Origin of the sequence: Burkholderia guangdongensis (assembly GCF_013403875.1) — a bacterium.
Lineage (GTDB): Bacteria > Pseudomonadota > Gammaproteobacteria > Burkholderiales > Burkholderiaceae > Burkholderia > Burkholderia guangdongensis.
The window spans coordinates 169,917-188,916 of record NZ_JACBNX010000017.1; the positions used below are offsets into that span (position 1 = coordinate 169,917).

The window sequence follows — 19,000 nt, forward strand, 5'->3', positions numbered from 1 at the left end:
GCGCCTATCAAAATGCTCGCCGTGCGCGGGCATTTTTGCTGTGGCTGCGTGCGTCGGTACAGTGGCGAAGCGCCGGCGGCCCCCCGGTTCGCCCTTTTTTGCTGCGCGCTGTTGTACTATCTGGCGTTTTGTCCCGTACATCCGTCTCGCATGCTCGATTTCTTCCGTAATCATCAGCGCCTGATGATGGCTCTCCTGCTCCTGATCGTGTTGCCGGGGCTGGGTTTCGTCGGGATTCAGGGTTTCCGTGGCTTCTTCGACGAAAGCGCGAACGTCGCGTCGATCGACGGGCACAAGATCACGCGCGTCGAGTTCGACAATGCGTTCCGCCAGCAGATTGACCGCGCGCGCCAGATGCTCGGCTCGCAATTCGACCAGAAGGCGTTCGATACGCCCCAGCATCGCAAGGAAGTGCTCGATGGCCTGATCCAGCAGCGCGTGATCGCCGACGAGACGCAGCGTCTGCATCTGACCGCCTCCGACAACGCGGTGCGCGACGCGCTGCTGAACGACCCGATGATCGCGTCGATGAAGAAGCCGGACGGCTCGATCGATCTCGACGCGTACGCGAAGCTGCTCGCGATGCAGGGCCTGACGCCCGAGCAGTATCAGGAGCAGGTGCGCTACAGCCTCGCGCTGCAGCAGATCCCGGCGAGCATCATATCGAGCGCGTTCACGCCGAAGAGCGTCGCGCAGCATCTGTCGGATCTTGCCGCGCAGCAGCGCCAGGTGCAGGCCATGGTGCTGAAGCCGGCCGACTACGCGTCGAAGGTGCAGCCGACCGACGCGCAGATCGCCGCGTACTACGACGCGCACAAGCAGAGCTTCGCGACGCCGGAGACCGCGACGATCCAGTATCTCGTCTATTCGCCGGACACGGCTGCCGCGAACGCGCAGCCGAGCGACGTGGACATCAGGAAGTACTACGACGACAATCAGGCCCATTTCAGCACCGACGCACAGGTGCGCGTGAGCCACATCTTCATCGCGGCCGCGAGCGACGCGAGCGCGGCCGACAAGGCCGCCGCGAAGGCGAAGGCGCAGCAACTGCTCGCCGAGGTGAACGCGCATCCGGACCAGTTCGCGCAGATCGCCGAGAAGAACTCGCAGGACGCGCCGTCGGCCGCGAAGGGCGGCGACCTCGGCTTCATCACGCGCGGCTCGACCGCGGGCGGCAAGGCGTTCGACGACGCGGCGTTCGCGCTGAAGCAGGGCGAGATCAGCGGCGTCGTCGAGTCGGATCTCGGCTTCCACATCCTGAAGGCGACCGAGGTGAAGCCGGCCGCCGTCAAGCCGTTCGAGCAGGTGAAGGACGCGATCGCGGCGGACCTGAAGCAGCAGTACGCGGCGAAGGCGTTCTCGGACAATTCCGACGGCTTCTCGTCGATCGTCTACGAAAAGGCGAAGAGCCTGCAGCCGGCCGCCGACAAGTACAAGCTGACGACGCAGACCGCGACCGTCACGAACGGGCCGAATCCGGCGCTGCCGCCGACCAGCCCGCTCAACAATCCGAAGTTCCTCGCCGCGGTGTTCGCGGCCGATTCGGTGAAGAACCAGAACAACACGCAGGCGATCGACGTCGGCAACAGCACGCTGATCTCCGCGCACGTGGTCAGCTACAAGCCGGCGGCGGTGCCGCCGCTCGACGCGGTGAAGGACGCGGTGCGGCAGAAGTTCGTCGCCGAGCAGGCGGCGACGCTCGCGAAGCAGGACGGCGCGGCGAAGCTCGCCGAGCTGCAGAAATCGAAAGCGACGACGGGCTTCACGCCGGCCGATACGATCTCGCGCCAACAGTCGCACGGGATTCCGTCCACGGCCGTCAGCGCGATCTACAAGGTCGATCCGAAGACGTTGCCCGCCTACGTCGGCGTCGATCTCGGTGCGGACGGCTACGCGATCTTCCGCGTGAACGCGGTGGTGCCGGGCGCGAGCGTCGATCCGCAGCAGCTCGCCGGCGCGCAGCAGCAGATCGCGCAGGTGGACGCGCAGAGCGAGGGCGAGGCGTATCTCGCCGCGCTGCGCGCGCGCTCGAAGGTCAAGCTCTACGGCTCGACCGCCGACACGCAGCAGGACGGCTCGAACTGAGTCCGCCGCTCGCCTGCGAGGGGAGTTCGCGTCTACCGCTCGGATGCTCTGCCCCGATTCGGCCACTTCGCTGGGGCGATGGCGCGCGCCATACTTCAGGGCGGTCGGCGCAATAAAAGAGCCCGGTCGCGGCAGCGCAAGCGGAGAGCAGACGCAGATGCCGGTTGACTAGGGGGTACCAAGAAGGTACCATTCCCATTGAAAACTACGTACGAGCGGGTGCGAAAAACGTAGCGCCGCCCGGGTAACCGGGTCCCACCTGGAGTGGGAATTCTGCAGAAATGCAGATAGAGAATCCCGCATACGACGGCTGCCTCTGGGCAGCCGTTGGTCTTTATGGCTCAGGGATTGATTGTGCGTCCTGCGTAGGCGGCCTTCAACAACGTGACCAAACGCACTTTCTTGGCGTCTTTCTGTCTGCGTGTCAAGCCTTGGTCCAGTAAATAAGCTGACTGGACGCGCAATATGAGACGCTGTCCTCTGCGCTGGTCCTTTTCCACGTCAAAGAACACCGCATAGATTGATTGTTTCCCGCCCTTTGCTTGCATCTCCCAGGTCAAGAAGTTGCGGCTCTTCACATTCGCCACAATAATGTGCCGCGAAGGCAGCGCAATAACGAGCTCTCGGAGCAACGTCTTCGATAAGTGATAACGGAGCGGGTCAAGGACGCTCTCCTCTCTATCGTCCCGGTAAATTTCAGCCTCCGGGATTTCAGATTGCGGTCTCGTGTCCCAGCGAACGCTGTGAGAGAAGCAATGGCACGAAAAAATGACAACTACCGTGACCTCGAACCCGATGTCGGCTTTGAAGGCGAACGAATCCAGGTGCGTAAGATCCCAATCATCCTCGTTATAACGAATGGGTGCAAACCTATGACGCGAATCTGCGGGTGGGTCAAGCACCTCTAGCTTTAGCGATTCTGCCATGCGATGCGTCAAGAAGGGCTGGAAGTGCAAATCATTGATGTTAGTGGAAAATCCCCGGAATAAGCTAGCTCAGATCGGCGCGCCGGTCCCTAGCAGCTTCAAGGGAGAACTCAGTCATCATGCCGTTGGAGGGGCGCGTCTACGCGTTGCCGATGCGGCTGGCGCCGTCATCGGCGCGGATCGGCAGCAGCGCGCCGTTCGACGACTGTAACGACTTGCCGTGGCCAATGCCGACGGCGTTCCGCTCGAGCGGAACGACGCGGAACGGGTGACGATGCGGGAAGTTCGCCAGCGCGCCGGCGGCGGACAGCACGACGAGGAGCGCCACGGCGATCGCGTAATGGCCGACCGTGCACCGCTCGCGGACGACGCGGAAACCTAGCGCGGCATCCCATGCGGTCGTGCCGCCTCGGCTCAGCGTGAGCGCGCTGATCAGCATCGTCAGTTGCCGGGCGATCGGCACGCCGAACGCGAGACCGCGCGCCCAGAGCGATACGTTTCGTCTCAGGTAGCGCCGGAACGACGGACGCGTGCCGTCCGGCTCGGTCACGCGCACGCCGAGCAACGCCTTGCCGACGCTGTTCCCGCAGGCGGCGCAGACCGCCGCGTCGATGAACAGCACGATCGGCAGCAGGCTGAGCTCGGCGAGTGTCGTCGCGACCAGGCGATTGCCGCCGAAATGGAGCAGGTGAGTGCCGGTCGCGGTATTCAGCACGCCGGCGGCGAGGCCGACGACGAACCCCCACAGCAGCAGGTCGAGCGTGCGCGCGAAGTAGCGCCGCCAGGCCCCCGGCGCGGGAAGCGGCGGGCGGCTGTCGGTCGGGCCGCTGTCCGGCGCGGCATCCGGTGCGTTGTCGTTCCACATGACCGTCGAAAGTGCGGGGGGTGACGACCGATGCTAGCGCAACGGCCGCCCGCGTGCATCCATTGTTGCACCGACCGGTGGGCCGCGCGTCGGCCTGACCCGTGCTTACCCGTGCTTACCCGCGCTTACCCGCGCTTACCCATGTGGCTTGCCGAGCAGCGGCTTCAGCGACGGCCACACGTTGTCGAGCAGCACGCCCTGCGCCTGTTGCGTCGGATGGATCTGGTCGGCTTGGAACATGTCGGGCTTGTCCGCGATGCCGGCGAGCAGGAACGGCACGAGCGGCACGCGCAGATCCTTCGACAGCCGCGTGTAGATCCCGTGGAATTTTTGCGTATAGTCGGGCCCGTAGTTCGGCGGCACGTACATGCCGACGAGCACGACCTGCGCATGCGCGCGGCGCGATGCGTCGACGATGTCGCGCAGGTTGCGCTCGGTCGTCGCGAGCGGCACGCCGCGCAGCGCGTCGTTCGCGCCGAGCTCGACGACGACGATCGCCGGCTTCAGCCGTTGCAGCACCGTCGACAGGCGCGAGCGCCCGCCGCTCGTCGTGTCGCCGCTGACGCTCGCGTTCGCGACGCTATAATCGATCCGCTCCGTCGCGAGCCGTTGCCGCAGCAGCGCGACCCAGCCCGTGTCGCGCGGCAGCCCGTACTCGGCCGACAGGCTGTCGCCGAGCACGACGATGACCGGCTGGCCGGCGGGCATGGGCGCTGCCGCTTGCAGTGCCGCTTGAGCCGATTGCCCCGCGGGCGGCGTCGCGCCGTGCGCGAGCCCGGCCGTCGCGGCCGTCGCGACGGTGAGCGCGCCGCCGAGCAGTGCGGCGAGCAGAGCGGCGGGCGCCGCGCGTCTTTTTCCGTGAAATGTCGTGTCCATGCTGAAAATTACCGATCCGATCATCGAAGTACGAGGCGTGTGCAAGCGTGTCGCGGACGCGGCCGGCGAGCTGACGATCCTCGACGGCATCGACCTGACGGTCCGCGCGGGCAGCAGCCTCGCGATCGTCGGCGCCTCGGGGTCGGGCAAGTCGACGCTGCTCGGGCTGCTTGCCGGGTTGGACAGCGCGACGAGCGGCACGGTTCGTCTGCTCGGCCGCGCGCTCGGCGAGCTCGACGAGGACGAGCGCGCGGCGCTGCGCAACGGCGCGGTCGGCTTCGTGTTCCAGTCGTTCCAGTTGATGCCGCACCTGAGCGCGCTCGAGAACGTGATGCTGCCGCTCGAGCTGCAGGGCGGCGTAAGCACGCGCGACGCGGCCGCGCGCGCCCGCGCGCTGCTCGCGCAGGTCGGGCTCGGCGAGCGGACCGGGCACTATCCGAAGCTGCTGTCCGGCGGCGAGCAGCAGCGCGTCGCGCTCGCGCGCGCGTTCGTCACGCATCCGGCGATCCTGTTCGCCGACGAGCCGACCGGCAGCCTCGACGCGGCGAACGGCCGCGCGGTGATCGACCTGATGTTCGAGCTCAATCGCACGCAGCGCTCGACGCTCGTGCTCGTCACGCACGATCCGGAGCTCGCGCGCCGCTGCGAGACGACGGTCACGCTCGAAGCGGGGCGCCTCGCCGCGTCGCCGCGCATCGCGCGCGGCGGCGGCGGCGCGTAAAGCCAAAGCCCCGATGGGCACCTGCCGGCACCTGCCGGCACCCGCTGGCGCTTATCCCTTGAGCGCGTCGCGCGCGCGCGCGATCAGCGCGGTCGTCGACGAGTCGTGCTTCGCCGGATCGAGCGAGGCGGCGGTGAGATCGGCCTCGACGACCTTGCCGAGAATCTTGCCGAGCTCGACGCCCCACTGATCGAACGGATTGATGTCCCACACCGACGCCTGTACGAGCACCTTGTGCTCGTACAGCGCGATCAGCGCGCCGAGCGTGCGCGGCGTCAGCGCGTCGACGAGCAGCGTCGTCGTCGGCCGGTTGCCCGGGAACGTCAGGTGTGGCGCGAGCGCTTCGTTGTCCGGGCCGGCGATCTTGCGCGCCTCGTCGAGCGTGCGGCCGAGCATCAGCGCCTCGCTCTGCGCGAAGCAGTTCGCGAGCAGCTTCGGATGATGGCTCGCGAGCGGATGCTCGGGCGTCAGCACCGCGATGAAGTCGATCGGCACGATCGTCGGCCCCTGGTGCAGCATCTGGAAGAACGCGTGCTGGCCGTTCGTGCCCGGTTCGCCCCAGGTGACGGCCGACGTCGGATAGTCGACGAACGCGCCGTCGAGCCGCGCGGACTTGCCGTTGCTCTCCATCTCGAGCTGCTGCAGATACGACGGCAGGAAGTGCAGCGCTTCCGAATACGGCGCGACGAGATAGCTCTGCGAGCCGAAGAAATTCCGGTACCAGATGCCGATCAGGCCGAGCAGCACCGGCAGGTTGCGCTCGAGCGGCGCGTCGCGGAAATGGCGGTCCATGTCGTCCGCGCCGGCGAGCAGCGCGTCGAAGTGGTCCGGGCCGACCGCGATCATGATCGACAGGCCGACCGCCGACCACAGCGAGTAGCGGCCGCCGACCCAGTCCCACATCTCGAACACGTTGCTTTCCGCGATGCCGAACTTCACGACCTCGGCCGGGTTCGCGGACACGCCGACGAAATGCTTCGCGAGCGCGTCTTCCGGGCAGCCCTTCGCGACGAACCAGTCGCGCAGCGAGCGCGCGTTCGTCATCGTCTCGAGCGTCGTGAACGTCTTCGACACGATGATCGCGAGCGTCTCCTCCGGATCGACCTGCTCGAGCACGCGCGCGAGATCCGCGCCGTCGACGTTCGACACGAAGTGCGTCGCGACGTCGCGCGTCGCGACGTGGTGCAACGCGTGGACGACCATCTTCGGCCCGAGATCGGAGCCGCCGATCCCGATGTTGATCACATGACGGATCCGCTTGCCGGTGTAGCCGGTCCACACGCCGTCGCGCACCGCGCGCGCGAACGTCGCCATTTTCGCGCGCTCGGCGCGCACCTGCGCGTGGAACGGCGCGTCCGGATCGCTCGCGCGCAGCGCGGTGTGCAGCGCCGGCCGGCGCTCGGTCGGATTCACGATGTCGCCCGCGAACATCGCATCGCGGCGCGTCTCGACGCCGGCCTCGCGCGCGAGCTGCACGAGCAGGCCGAGCGTTTCGTCGGTGACGCGGTTCTTCGAGAAGTCGGCGGCGAGACCGCCGCCCGTGACCGTGAAGCGCTCGGCGCGCGTCGGCGCGGGATCGTTGGCGGGCGCGAACCAGTCGCGCAGATGGGCGTCGCGGATCCGGTCGTAGTGGGATTGCAGGGCGGTCCAGGCGGGAAGCGAATTCAGCGTCATGGCGGTATCGGCAAAGCGTGAATCGGTGAGAAGGCGCGCGCCGCGGCATCGGATAGGACGCGCAGCGGACGAGCGTGCCCGCCGTGCGGCGGGGGAGTCAGTATAGCGGCGTTGGGCGCGCGGATCGCGTGCGATCGGCCGTGCTTTTTCATGCGCGGGCGGGCGATTCGCCGGTGCCGCTCGTGCCTTTCATGCGCCGGCCGGCGGATAGAACAGCCGGTTCAGCAACGCGCGCACCGTCGGCGCGAGTTCGCCGGCCGCGATGCCGGCCGGGCCGATGCCGTCCGCGGTCAGCACGTCGGCCGCGAGTCCGTGCAGATACACGCCCGCGCGCGCGGCGTCGACGGGCGGCACGCGTTGCGCGAGCAGCGCGCCGATCAGGCCGCCGAGCACGTCGCCGGTGCCGCCCGTCGCGAGTGCCGCGTTGCCGGTCGGATTGACGGTGAGGCTGCCGTCGGGCGCGGCGATCACGGTGCCCGCGCCCTTCAGCACGACGACCGCCGAAAAGCGCGCGGCAAGCGCCTGCGCGGCCGCGAGGCGGTCGCGCTGCACGGTCGCGGTGTCGCAGTCGAGCAGCCGGGCCGCTTCGAGCGGATGCGGGGTCAGAACGCACGCGTCGCCGCGCGCGCCGCATGCGGCGACGGCCGTCGCGAGATCCGGATGCGCGGCGACGAGGTTCAGCGCGTCGGCATCGACGAGCTTCGCGGCGTCGCATGCGAGCACGTCGCGTACGGCGTGCACGGCCGGCTCGCGCGTGCCGAGCCCGCAACCGAGCGCGACGGCCGTCATCGCGTCGAGCCGCAGGCCGTCGGCCGGATGCAGCATCAGCTCGGGGAACGGCGGATCGTACGGCGGCGCGCCGGCGCCGACGAAGCCGACGTGGACCTTGCCGGCGCCCGCGAACAGCGCGGCGCGCGCGGCGAGGATCGGCGCGCCGCACATGCCGGTGTCGCCGCCGACGATCGCGATGCTGCCGAACGTGCCCTTGTGCGACGCGTGCCGGCGGGCCGGCAGCGCATGCGCGAACAGCGCCGGCGCGTTGAGGCGCACGCCGGGCGCACCGGACACGGCAGGTGGCGGGACGTCGAGCGTCGCGATGTCGACCGTGCCCGCGAGGTCGCGGCCGTCGCTCATGTACAGGCCGGGCTTCGCGGCGATGAAGGTCAGTGTGTGCGTCGCGGCGGCCGCGGCGCCGTCGCCGACGACCGTGCCGGTGTCGCTGTCGAGGCCGCTCGGCACGTCGAGCGCGAGCACGCGGCCGACGGTGCGCGCACGCGCGGCGATCCGTTCGGCCATCGCCGCGAACGCGCCGTCGAGCGGCCGCGCGAGGCCGATGCCGAACAGGCCGTCGACGACCCACGCGTAGCCGTCGAGCGACGCGGGCGGCTCGGCCGAGATCGGCACGCCGGCCGCCCGCGCGACGCCGAGCGCCCAGCGCGCGTCGCTCGGCTTGACCTCGACCGGCATCCACGCTTCGGTCGCGATGCCGAGCCGCTCGAGTTCGGCGGCCGCGACGAGCGCGTCGCCGCCGTTGTTGCCGGGGCCGACCGCGAACCAGACCGGGCGGCCGCCGTCCGCGAGGCCGCCGGCGAGGCGGTCGTCAGACCCGCCGGCGGGTCCGTCGGCAAGTCCGTCGGTCAGTCCTGCGGTTAGCCCGTCGGCGAGCCTTTCGGCCAACCACCGCGCGGTGGCGGCGCCCGCGCGGCCCATCAGCGTGTGCGGCGGCAGCGCGGCGGCCGCGTCGGCTTCGGCGGCGCGCAGGTCGGCGACGCGCAGCAGCGGATCGGGGCGATGGAGCGGGAGCGGGCGGGGGACGGTCATGGCGGCGGCTCGGCAGGCGCCGCCGCGTGGGGATGCGCGGCGGAGATCAGGACAGGAAGCGCCCGGCGCGCAGCGCGGCGAGCGTGTCGGCGGGCCAGCCCGGCTCGGCGCCGAGGCAGTCCGCCACCACTTTAGCAGAGCCGCACGCGAGCCCCCAGCCGGCCGGCCCGTGCCCGAAGTTCGTGAAAATGCGCGGATGCGGGGTCGGGCCGACGACCGGCAGGCCGTCCGGCGACAGCAGCTTGATGCCTTGCCACGACAGCGCGGCCGAGATTTTCGCGGAGCCGGGAATCCAGTCGTGCGCGGCCTGGCCGAGCAGTGCGAGCGCGGTTTCCGCGAGCGGCTCGGCGAGCGGCCGCGCGGTGTCCTGCGCGCTCTGCAGCACGCCGCCGCCGCCGATCCGCAGGCGCCGGTGCGTGCGCGACATCGCGATCCGCCTGACCGAATCGACGATCGTGAAGCGCGGCGCGTGCTCCTCGTACGCGAGCGGCGCGGTCAGCGTGTGGAACCGCAGCGGATGCAGCGGCAGCGCCCAGCCGAGCCGCTCGAGCAGCGCGACGCTGCCCGCGCCCGCGGCGACGACGATCGCGTCCGCCGCGATCACGTCGACCTCGCGCGATTTCGCCGCGCGCCGGTCGCCGCGCGCCGGCGCGAGCTCGACCGCCGCGCGCCCGCCATCGATGCGCAGCGCGGCGACTTCGGCGCCGAAGCGGAACTGCACGTCGCGCTCGTCGAGCATCTGCTTCAGCAGCTTCGTGAACAGCGGACAGTTGCCCGCGCGCTCGGTCTCGAGCAGCACGCCGCCCGCGAACGGCGGCTCGGCCGGCACCGACGGCTCGAGCGCCGCGCACTCGGCGGCGGTGAGCGTCTGGTGTGGCAGCTCGAGCGTGCGCAGCAACTCGAGCGCGGGCTGCAGCGCGTCCCAGTCGCGTTCGTCGCGAACGACGTGCAGCACGCCGGTCTTCTGCTCGAACTCGAGCCCGAACTCGGCCTCGAGGCTCGCGAGCGTCTCGCGCGACGCGTCGACGAGCGGCTGCAGCCGCGCGTACTGCGCGACGAACGCGTCGGGCGCCTGCAGATCGGCGAGGCGCTTCACGAAGCGCCGCACCTGGCCGTTCAGGCCGGGCTTGTAGACGATCCCGCTGTCGAGCGCCTGGCGCTCGCGCATGAAGGTCGGGCCGAACCACGCGTCGAGCGGGCTCGGCAGCAGCACGCCGCCGTCACCATAGGTCGCGCCTTGCGCGACGGTCGCGTGCCGTTCGACGACGCAGACGCGATGGCCGGCCGCGCTGAGCTGGTAGGCGGTGGCGACGCCGCTGATTCCGCCGCCGATGACGATGACATCCATGAATTGCTTCGCTGGCGGGCGGCACCGGGCCGCCCGCGTTGATTCCCGTGACGGGCGCGCGGCCCGGTGAACCGCGAATGATAGCGCCAAACCGGCGGCGCGCGGCACGCGATTCGCGTGTCCGGCCGACCGAGCGCGGGCCGGCGGCGCTCGACTTCCGGGTATAATTACGGCCTTCCTTTCGCCCCACGTCGCCGTCTCGCGCGACTCATCGACGTCAAGTCCAGCTCATGGCTCACTTCTCGTGTTTTCCCGGTGCTTCGGCCCTCTCCGATTTCCGTCAGGCGCGTCTGCTCGACACCCTCAGGCAGATCGACGGCAACATCGTCGCGGTTCGCGGCCAGTATCTGCACTTCGTCAACGCGCATGAGCCGCTCGCGGCCGACGACAGCGCGCGCATCGACGCGCTGATGCACTACGGCGCGCCGTTCGAGGCGGCGTCCGAAAAGGGCTCCGCCGAGACCTTCGTCGTACTGCCGCGCTTCGGCACGGTCTCGCCGTGGGCGAGCAAGGCGACCGACATCGCGCTGCACTGCGGCCTGTCGCGCGTGCGCCGGATCGAGCGCGGGATCGAGTTCACCGTCACGCTGAAATCGGGGCTGCTCGGCGGCAAGAAGGCGCTCGCCGACGACGCGCGCGCCGCCGTCATGGCCGCGCTGCACGACCGGATGACCGAGAGCGTCGTCGGCTCGCGCGACGACGCGAAGCACCTGTTCGACGAGCTGCCGGCGAAGCCGCTCGAGACCGTCGACGTGCTCGCGGCGGGCCGCGTCGCGCTGGAGCGCGCGAACGTCGAGCTCGGCCTCGCGCTCGCCGACGACGAGATCGACTACCTCGTCGACGCGTTCAGGAAGCTCGAGCGCAATCCGACCGACGTCGAGCTGATGATGTTCGCGCAGGCGAACAGCGAGCACTGCCGGCACAAGATCTTCAACGCGCAGTGGACGATCGACGGCGAGCCGCAGGACATCTCGCTGTTCCAGATGATCCGCAACACCGAGAAGCTGAACCCGCAAGGGACGATCGTCGCGTACTCGGACAACTCGGCGATCATGGAAGGCGCGCAGGCCGAGCGCTGGTTCCCGCGTAACGGGGCCGGCCCGGGCGAGCGCGTTGATGGTGGCGGCGACGGCGAGCCGAACGAAAAGTACGGCCGCCACACCGAGCTCACGCACACGCTGATGAAGGTCGAGACGCACAACCATCCGACCGCGATCTCGCCGTTCCCCGGCGCGGCAACCGGCGCGGGCGGCGAAATCCGCGACGAAGGCGCGACGGGCCGCGGCGCGCGGCCGAAGGCGGGCCTCGCGGGTTTCACGGTGTCGAACCTCGATCTGCCCGGCGCGCGCGAAGCGTGGGAGAACGCGCGCGACGCCGCGCAGCCGGTCGGCGAGCGCAATCCGGACGACGCGCACGGCCCGTACGGCCGCCCGGACCGGATCGCGTCGCCGCTCGCGATCATGATCGACGGCCCGCTCGGCGGCGCCGCGTTCAACAACGAATTCGGCCGCCCGAACCTCGGCGGCTACTTCCGCGTGTACGAGCAGAACGTCGGCGGCGTGGTGCGCGGCTATCACAAGCCGATCATGATCGCCGGCGGCATCGGCAACATCTCCGATGCGCACACGCACAAGCACGACCTGCCGGCCGGCTCGCTGCTGATCCAGATCGGCGGCCCGGGGATGCGGATCGGGATGGGCGGCGGCGCCGCGAGCTCGATGGCGACCGGCGCGAACACCGCCGAGCTCGACTTCGATTCGGTGCAGCGCGGCAACCCGGAAATCGAGCGGCGCGCGCAGGAAGTGATCAACAGCTGCTGGCAGCTCGGCGACGCGAACCCGATCCTCAGCATTCACGACGTCGGCGCGGGCGGTCTGTCGAACGCGTTCCCCGAGCTCGTCGACGGCGCGGACAAGGGCGCGCGCTTCGAGCTGCGCCGCGTGCAGCTCGAGGAGTCGGGGCTGTCGCCGCGCGAGATCTGGTCGAATGAAGCGCAGGAGCGCTACGTGCTCGCGATCTCGCCCGACGAGCTGCCGCGCTTCGAGGCGATCTGCGTGCGCGAGCGCTGCCCGTTCGCGGTGGTCGGTGTCGCGACCGACGCGCGCGAGCTGAAGCTCGTCGACGATCAGGCGAAGGGCGCCGACGAATACCCGGTCGACATGCCGATGGAAGTGCTGCTCGGCAAGGCGCCGCGCATGCATCGCGACGTCGCGCGCGTGACGACCGGGCGCGTGCCGGTCGACGTGACCGGCGTGTCGCTCGCCGACGCGGCCTTGAACGTGCTGAAGCATCCGACCGTCGCGAGCAAGTCGTTTCTGATCACGATCGGCGACCGCTCGGTCGGCGGCACGTCGGTGCGCGACCAGATGGTCGGCCCGTGGCAGGTGCCGGTCGCGGACTGCGCGGTCACCGCGCTCGACTACGCGGGCTTCGGCGGCGAGGCGATGACGATGGCCGAGCGCACGCCGCTCGCGGTGATCGACGCGCCCGCGTCGGGCCGGATGGCCGTCGGCGAGGCGATCACGAACATCGCGTCGGCGCCGATCGCGTCGCTCGACAAGCTGAAGCTGTCCGCGAACTGGATGGCCGCGTGCGGCACGCCGGGCGAGGACGCCGCGCTGTTCGACACCGTGAAGGCGATCGGGATGGAGCTGTGCCCGGCGCTCGGCATCGGCATTCCGGTCGGCAAGGATTCGCTGTCGATGAAGACGAAATGGGATGAGCAGGGCGTCGCGAAGGAAGTCGTCTCGCCGGTGTCGCTGATCATCTCCGCGTTCGCGCCGGTCGACGACGTGCGCGCTCACCTGACGCCGCAACTGCGCCGCATCGCCGAGGTCGGCGACAGCGTGCTGGTCGCGATCGATCTCGGCCGCGGCAAGAACCGGATGGGCGGCAGCATCCTCGCGCAGGTCACGCAGCAGGTAGGCGATACGGTGCCGGACGTCGACGATCCGGAAGACCTGAAGCGCTTCTTCGCGGCGATCCAGGCGCTGAACCGGCAAGGCAAGCTGCTCGCGTACCACGACCGTTCGGACGGCGGCCTGTGGGCGACCGTCTGCGAGATGGCGTTCGCGGGTCACGCGGGCGTGTCGCTGAACGTCGACATGCTGGCGCTCGACGCGAACCACGAATCGGACTACGGCGACGCGAAGGACTGGGCGAAGCAGACGAGCGGCCGCCGCGACGATCGCACGATTCGCGCGCTGTTCTCCGAGGAGCTCGGCGCGGTCGTGCAGGTGCGCGCGAGCGACCGTGACGCGGTGCTCGTCGCGCTGCGCGAGTTCGGGCTGTCCGCGTGCTCGCACGTGATCGGCACGGTCAACGATCGCGACGTGATCGAAGTGTTCCGCGACGCGAAGAAGATCTACGACGTACCGCGCGCCGAGCTGCATCGCGCGTGGAGCGAGGTCAGCTGGCGGATCGCGCGGCTGCGCGACAACCCGGCCTGCGCCGACGCCGAATACGACGCGCTCTCCGACGCGGCCGATCCGGGCCTGTCGCCGGTGCTGACGTTCGATCCGAGCGACGACGTCGCCGCGCCGTTCATCGCGAAGGGCGCCCGTCCGCGCGTCGCGATTCTGCGCGAGCAGGGCGTGAACTCGCATCTGGAAACGGCCTACGCATTCGATCGCGCGGGCTTCGACGCGCACGACGTGCACATGAGCGATCTGCTCGCGGGCCGCGCGACGCTCGCCGATTTCGCGGGCGCGGTCGCATGCGGCGGCTTCTCGTACGGCGACGTGCTCGGCGCGGGCGAGGGCTGGGCGAAGACGATCCGCTTCAACGACCGTCTGTCGGACATGTTCGCCGCGTTCTTCGCGCGGCCGGACACGTTCGCGCTCGGCATCTGCAACGGCTGCCAGATGCTGTCGAGCCTCGCGTCGATGATCCCGGGCGCCGACGCGTGGCCGAAGTTCACGCGCAACAAGTCCGAGCAGTTCGAGGCGCGCTTCTCGCTCGTCGAAGTCGAGCAATCGCCGTCGATTTTCTTCGCGGGGATGGAAGGCTCGCGGATTCCGGTCGCGGTCGCGCACGGCGAAGGCTTCGCGGACTTCTCGCAGCAGGGGGATGCGGCCCGCGTCGCGGTTGCGATGCGTTACGTCGACCACCGGGGCGAAGCGACCGAGCGTTATCCGTTCAACCCGAACGGGTCGCCCGCCGGCATCACGTCGGTGACGACCGCCGACGGCCGCTTCACGGTGCTGATGCCGCACATGGAGCGCGTGCACCGCACGGTCACGATGAGCTGGCATCCGGAAGGCTGGGACGACGCCGGCCCGTGGATGCGCGTGTTCCGCAACGCGCGCCGCTGGATCGGCTGACGCGGCCGGTTCGCGTTTCTCGCTGCCGCCCGGACGACGGGCGGCATGCAGCTGGCCAGCAGCTGGCCGGGGCCAGGCTTCCCGACGAGGCTTCCCAAATTGCCCGATCACGATCTGCACAAGCTGAAAATCGACCGCTCGCCGAGCGCCGCGCCGCGCCGGCGGCGTCCTTGGCGCCGCTATGCGCTCGGCGCTGCGATCGTCGCCGCCGTCGTGGCCGCCGGCATCGCGCTGACCGGCCGGCCGGCGGTCGACACGGCGGCCGTGACGACCGTCTACCCGTTTCAGAACGCGACGCTGCTGAACGCGACCGGCTACGTCGTGCCGCAGCGCAAGGCGGCGGTCGCGTCGAAGGCGCAGGGGCGCGTCGAATGGCTCGGCGTGCTCGAAGGCACGCATGTGAAGAAGGACGAGGTGATCGCGCGTCTCGAAAGCAGCGACGTCGAGGCGGCACTCGAGCAGGCGATCGCGCAGGTGAAAGTCGCGCAGGCGAACCTGGAACTGCAGAAGGCCGAGCTGAGGGACGCCGAGATCAGCCTGCGCCGCAGCGCGGTGCTCGCGCCGAAAGGCGCGCTGCCGGTCGCGCAGTACGATTCCGACGTCGCGCGCGTCAGCAAGGCGCACGCGTCGGTCGACAACGCGGTGGCGTCGATCGCGTCCGCGCAGGCGAACGCGCAGGCCGCGCAGGTCGCGGTGGACCAGACCGCGATCCGCGCACCGTTCGACGGTGTCGTGATCGAGAAGCACGCGAACGTCGGCGACAACATCACGCCATTCTCGTCGGCGAGCGACAGCAAGGGCGCGGTCGTGACGATCGCCGACATGGACACGCTCGAAGTCGAGGCGGACGTCGCCGAATCCAACATCGCGAGCATCCGGGCCGACCAGCCGTGCGAGATCCAGCTCGACGCGCTGCCCGACCAGCGGTTCGCCGGCCGGGTGTCGCGGATCGTGCCGACGGTGGACCGCTCGAAGGCGACCGTGCTGGTCAAGGTGCGCTTCGTCGACCGCGACCCGCGCGTGCTGCCGGACATGAGCGCGAAGATCGCGTTCCTGTCGAGGCCGATCTCCGCCGGCGAGAAGCGGCCCGTGTCGGCCGCGCCGGCCGCCGCGATCGTCGAGCGCGACGGCAAGCAGGTCGTGTTCGTCGTGAAGGACGATGCGGTGCACGAGACCGCGGTGACGACGGGCGAGCGGATCGGCGAGCTCGTCGCGATCCGCGGCGTCGCGCCGGGCGACACGGTCGTGCTCGCGCCGGCCGCGAAGCTCGCCGACGGCGCGAAAGTGACCATCGCGAAGAAATAGCATGAACAGCGTGAGCCCCGCGCCGCTCGTCGAAATCCGTCACGTCGCGAAGTCGTACCGGCGCGGCACGCAGATCGTGCCGGTGCTGACCGACATCTCGCTCGACATCGGCGAAGGCGATTTCGTCGCGCTGATGGGGCCGTCCGGGTCCGGCAAGAGCACGCTGCTCAATCTCGTCGCCGGCATCGACCGGCCCGACCAGGGCGAGCTGCGCGTCGGCGGGCTCGACATTACGCGGCTCGACGAGGCGTCGCTTGCCGACTGGCGCGCGGCGAACGTCGGTTTCATCTTCCAGTTCTACAATCTGATGCCGGTGCTCACCGCGTTCGAGAACGTCGAGTTGCCGCTGATGCTCACGCGCCTGTCCCGCCGCGAGCGCCGCGAGCGCGTCGCGCTCGTGCTGGACATGGTGAATCTCGGCGACCGCACGAGCCATTACCCGTCGGAGCTGTCCGGCGGCCAGCAGCAGCGGGTCGCGATCGCGCGCGCGCTGATCACCGACCCGGCGCTGATCGTCGCGGACGAGCCGACCGGCGACCTCGACCGCGCGTCCGCGACCGACGTGCTCGCGCTGTTGCAGCGGCTGAACGCGGAGCTCGGCAAGACGATCGTGATGGTCACGCACGACGCGCACGCGGCCGGCGCCGCGAAGGCGCTCGTGCATCTGGAAAAGGGGGAGCTGATCGATGGCCACCCGCATTGACCGGCATCGCGGCCGCGCGCCATGTACGCGCTGAAGCTGATCGCGCGCAACGCGCTGCGGCACCGGCTGCGCACGCTGTTGACCATCGCGGGCCTGCTGATCGCGGTGCTCGCGTACGGGCTGCTGCACACGGTCGTCGACGCGTGGTACGCGGGCGCCGCCGCCGCGTCGAACGCGCGGCTCGTCACGCGTAACGCGATCTCGCTCGTGTTTCCGCTGCCGGTCAGCTACGAAAACCGCATCCGCGGCGTCGACGGCGTGACGAGCGTCGCGCGCTCGAACTGGTTCGGCGGCGTGTACCGCGACCCGAAGAACTTCTTCGCGATGTTCGCGGTGTCGGACAACTATCTGGACCTGTACCCCGAGTTCATCCTGCCGCAGCAGCAGCGTGCCGACTATCGGCGCGATCGCCAGGGCTGCCTCGTCGGCCGGCAGCTCGCGGACCAGTTCGGCTTCAAGGTCGGCGACGTGATTCCGATCAAGGGCACGATCTATCCGGGCACGTGGAAGTTCGTCGTGCGCGGGATTCTCGACGGCCGCGACGACACGACGATCACGCGCCAGCTGATCTTCCACTGGGACTACCTGAACGAGACGGTGCGCAAGACGACGCCGCGTCAGGCGGACCAGGTCGGCGTGTACGTGCTCGGCATCGCGAACCCCGACGATGCGGCCGCGATCTCGCGCAACGTCGACAACACGTTCAAAAACTCGCTCGCCGAAACGCTGACCGAGACCGAGCAGGCGTTCCAGCTCGGCTTCGTCGCGATGTCGAACCAGATCATCGCGGCGATCCGCATCGTGTCGTACGTGGTGATCGTGATCATCATGGCCGTGATGGCGAACGCGATGGCGATGAGCGCGCGTGAGCGCACGGTCGAATACGCGACGCTGAAGGCGCTCGGCTTCGGCCCGGCATTCGTCGCGCTGCTCGTGTTCGGCGAGTCGCTCGCGATCGCGGCCGTCGGCGGCGGGCTCGGCATGCTTGCGATGCCGCCGGCCGCGAGCCTGTTCAAGCAGGCGACGGGCGGCGTGTTCCCGGTCTTCAACGTGTCCGCGCAGACGCTCGCGCTGCAGGCCGCGTGCTCGCTCGCGATCGGCCTCGCGGCCGCGATCGTGCCCGCGTGGCAGGCCGCCCACGTGCGCGTGGTCGAAGGCCTGCGGGCGATCGGCTAGGGGCGGCCGTGGCGATCCCGCTCAGCTACGTCGCGCGCAACCTGTGGGCCCGGCGCCTCACGACCGTGCTCACCGCGGCCGGCCTCGCGCTCGTCGTGTTCGTGTTCTCGACCGTGCTGATGCTCGACGCCGGCCTCACGAAGACGCTCGTGTCGACCGGCGAGCCGGAGAACGTCGTCGTGATCCGCAAGGGTGCGGAAACCGAGATCCAGAGCGCGATCGACCACGATCAGGCGAACGTGATCGAGATGCATCCGTCGGTCGCGATGAGCGCCGACGGCCGGCCGCTCGCGTCGAAGGAGGCGGTCGTGCTGATCTCGCTCGTGAAGCACGGCTCGGACAAGCCGTCGAACGTCGTGATCCGCGGCGTGTCGCAGACGGGGCTCGGCCTGCGTCCGCAAGTGCGGCTGACGGCCGGGCGCATGTTCCGCGCCGGTTCGTCCGACATCATCGTCGGCAGCGCGATCGCGAAGGGCTTCGACGGCACGCAGATCGGCGAGCGCCTGCATTTCGCGCAGCGCGACTGGACGGTCGTCGGCCACTTCGACGCCGGCGGCAGCGGCTTCGATTCCGAGATCTGGGGGGACGTCGACCAGCTGATGCAGTCGTTCCGGCGCACCAGCTATTCGTCGATGGTGGTGCGCATTCCCGATGCGGCCGGCTTCGCGCGCTTCAAGGCCGACATCGACGTCGACCCGCGGCTCGCGGACGAGGCGAAGCGCGAGCAGGCGTTCTACGGCGACCAGTCGAAGGCGTTGTCGACGTTCATCAACATCCTCGGCCTCACGCTGTCGACGATCTTCTCGATCGCCGCGATGATCGGCGCGATGATCACGATGTACGCGTCGGTCGCGAATCGCGTCGCCGAGATCGGCACGCTGCGCGCGCTCGGCTTCACGCGCCGCAACGTGCTCGCGGCGTTTCTGCTCGAGGCGCTGCTGCTCGGCCTGGTCGGCGGCGTCGCCGGGCTGGGCTGCGCGACGCTGATGCAGCTCGCGTCGTTCTCGACCACGAACTTCCAGACCTTCTCGGACCTGTCGTTCCGCTTCATCCTGACCCCGGCGATCGTCGCGAAGACGCTCGGGTTCTCGCTCGCGATGGGGCTGATCGGCGGATGGCTGCCGGCGATGCGCGCCGCGCGGATGAGTATCGTCGATGCCCTTAGGGCACGCTAAGGG

The 19,000-nt window shown here is 69.6% G+C and carries 13 protein-coding genes; 7 read left to right on the top strand and 6 right to left on the bottom strand.

Annotated features, from left to right (window positions below; genetic code table 11):
• The first annotated feature begins 150 nt into the window (after positions 1-150).
• Positions 151-2,085: a SurA N-terminal domain-containing protein gene (locus tag HZI36_RS17730; RefSeq protein WP_179403957.1), complete on the top strand. Its 1,935-nt coding sequence runs from the start codon at positions 151-153 to the stop codon at positions 2,083-2,085.
• A gap of 341 nt (positions 2,086-2,426) precedes the next feature.
• On the opposite strand, the gene HZI36_RS17735 is transcribed toward HZI36_RS17730, so the two are convergent.
• The 3 genes from HZI36_RS17735 to HZI36_RS17745 all read right to left on the bottom strand — a co-directional run bounded on the left by HZI36_RS17735 (position 2,427) and on the right by HZI36_RS17745 (position 4,752).
• Positions 2,427-3,011: a hypothetical protein gene (locus tag HZI36_RS17735; RefSeq protein WP_179403958.1), complete on the bottom strand. Its 585-nt coding sequence runs from the start codon at positions 3,009-3,011 to the stop codon at positions 2,427-2,429.
• A gap of 139 nt (positions 3,012-3,150) precedes the next feature.
• A complete protein-coding gene (locus HZI36_RS17740; protein ID WP_179403959.1) occupies positions 3,151-3,876 on the bottom strand; it encodes an RDD family protein in 726 nt (241 codons plus the stop codon).
• 135 nt (positions 3,877-4,011) lie between these two features.
• Positions 4,012-4,752 (bottom strand): arylesterase, encoded by a 741-nt coding sequence (locus HZI36_RS17745; protein ID WP_179403960.1) that lies wholly within the window; start codon positions 4,750-4,752, stop codon positions 4,012-4,014.
• Here HZI36_RS17745 and HZI36_RS17750 point away from each other — a divergent pair.
• Positions 4,751-5,473 (top strand): ABC transporter ATP-binding protein, encoded by a 723-nt coding sequence (locus HZI36_RS17750; RefSeq protein WP_179403961.1) that lies wholly within the window; start codon positions 4,751-4,753, stop codon positions 5,471-5,473. The genes HZI36_RS17745 and HZI36_RS17750 overlap by 2 nt on opposite strands.
• Positions 5,474-5,524: 51 nt before the next feature.
• On the opposite strand, the gene pgi is transcribed toward HZI36_RS17750, so the two are convergent.
• The 3 genes from pgi to HZI36_RS17765 form a co-directional block, all read right to left on the bottom strand.
• Positions 5,525-7,147: a glucose-6-phosphate isomerase gene (pgi, locus tag HZI36_RS17755; RefSeq protein WP_179403962.1), complete on the bottom strand. Its 1,623-nt coding sequence runs from the start codon at positions 7,145-7,147 to the stop codon at positions 5,525-5,527.
• A gap of 189 nt (positions 7,148-7,336) precedes the next feature.
• Positions 7,337-8,968 carry an NAD(P)H-hydrate dehydratase gene (locus tag HZI36_RS17760; protein ID WP_179403963.1) on the bottom strand — a complete coding sequence of 544 codons (1,632 nt, stop codon included), beginning with the start codon at positions 8,966-8,968 and terminating at the stop codon, positions 7,337-7,339.
• Positions 8,969-9,014: 46 nt separating this feature from the next.
• Positions 9,015-10,316: an FAD-dependent oxidoreductase gene (locus HZI36_RS17765; RefSeq protein WP_179403964.1), complete on the bottom strand. Its 1,302-nt coding sequence runs from the start codon at positions 10,314-10,316 to the stop codon at positions 9,015-9,017.
• A gap of 230 nt (positions 10,317-10,546) precedes the next feature.
• Between HZI36_RS17765 and purL the strand changes: the two genes are divergently transcribed.
• The 5 genes from purL (at position 10,547) to HZI36_RS17790 (ending at position 18,997) form a co-directional block, all read left to right on the top strand.
• On the top strand, positions 10,547-14,638 hold the full coding sequence (gene purL, locus HZI36_RS17770; protein ID WP_179403965.1) for a phosphoribosylformylglycinamidine synthase: 4,092 nt from the start codon (positions 10,547-10,549) through the stop codon (positions 14,636-14,638).
• 99 nt (positions 14,639-14,737) lie between these two features.
• On the top strand, positions 14,738-15,943 hold the full coding sequence (locus tag HZI36_RS17775) for an efflux RND transporter periplasmic adaptor subunit (protein WP_179404061.1): 1,206 nt from the start codon (positions 14,738-14,740) through the stop codon (positions 15,941-15,943).
• 1 nt (position 15,944) lies between these two features.
• Positions 15,945-16,646 carry an ABC transporter ATP-binding protein gene (locus HZI36_RS17780; RefSeq protein WP_179403966.1) on the top strand — a complete coding sequence of 234 codons (702 nt, stop codon included), beginning with the start codon at positions 15,945-15,947 and terminating at the stop codon, positions 16,644-16,646.
• A 21-nt stretch (positions 16,647-16,667) separates the two neighbouring features.
• Positions 16,668-17,822, top strand: a complete 1,155-nt coding sequence (locus HZI36_RS17785) for an ABC transporter permease (RefSeq protein ID WP_179403967.1) — start codon at positions 16,668-16,670, stop codon at positions 17,820-17,822.
• Positions 17,823-17,830: 8 nt separating this feature from the next.
• Positions 17,831-18,997 (top strand): FtsX-like permease family protein, encoded by a 1,167-nt coding sequence (locus HZI36_RS17790; RefSeq protein ID WP_179403968.1) that lies wholly within the window; start codon positions 17,831-17,833, stop codon positions 18,995-18,997.
• Positions 18,998-19,000: the final 3 nt, after the last annotated feature.

What these genes read in the sequence shown, in the direction of transcription:
- HZI36_RS17730 (WP_179403957.1), top strand. Translation starts at nt 151, where the DNA reads ATGCTCGATTTCTTCCGTAATCATCAGCGCCTGATGATGGCTCTCCTG.
- HZI36_RS17735 (WP_179403958.1), bottom strand. Translation starts at nt 3,011, where the DNA reads ATGGCAGAATCGCTAAAGCTAGAGGTGCTTGACCCACCCGCAGATTCG.
- HZI36_RS17740 (WP_179403959.1), bottom strand. Translation starts at nt 3,876, where the DNA reads ATGTGGAACGACAACGCACCGGATGCCGCGCCGGACAGCGGCCCGACC.
- HZI36_RS17750 (WP_179403961.1), top strand. Translation starts at nt 4,751, where the DNA reads ATGCTGAAAATTACCGATCCGATCATCGAAGTACGAGGCGTGTGCAAG.
- HZI36_RS17745 (WP_179403960.1), bottom strand. Translation starts at nt 4,752, where the DNA reads ATGGACACGACATTTCACGGAAAAAGACGCGCGGCGCCCGCCGCTCTG.
- pgi (WP_179403962.1), bottom strand. Translation starts at nt 7,147, where the DNA reads ATGACGCTGAATTCGCTTCCCGCCTGGACCGCCCTGCAATCCCACTAC.
- HZI36_RS17760 (WP_179403963.1), bottom strand. Translation starts at nt 8,968, where the DNA reads ATGACCGTCCCCCGCCCGCTCCCGCTCCATCGCCCCGATCCGCTGCTG.
- HZI36_RS17765 (WP_179403964.1), bottom strand. Translation starts at nt 10,316, where the DNA reads ATGGATGTCATCGTCATCGGCGGCGGAATCAGCGGCGTCGCCACCGCC.
- purL (WP_179403965.1), top strand. Translation starts at nt 10,547, where the DNA reads ATGGCTCACTTCTCGTGTTTTCCCGGTGCTTCGGCCCTCTCCGATTTC.
- HZI36_RS17780 (WP_179403966.1), top strand. Translation starts at nt 15,945, where the DNA reads ATGAACAGCGTGAGCCCCGCGCCGCTCGTCGAAATCCGTCACGTCGCG.
- HZI36_RS17785 (WP_179403967.1), top strand. Translation starts at nt 16,668, where the DNA reads ATGTACGCGCTGAAGCTGATCGCGCGCAACGCGCTGCGGCACCGGCTG.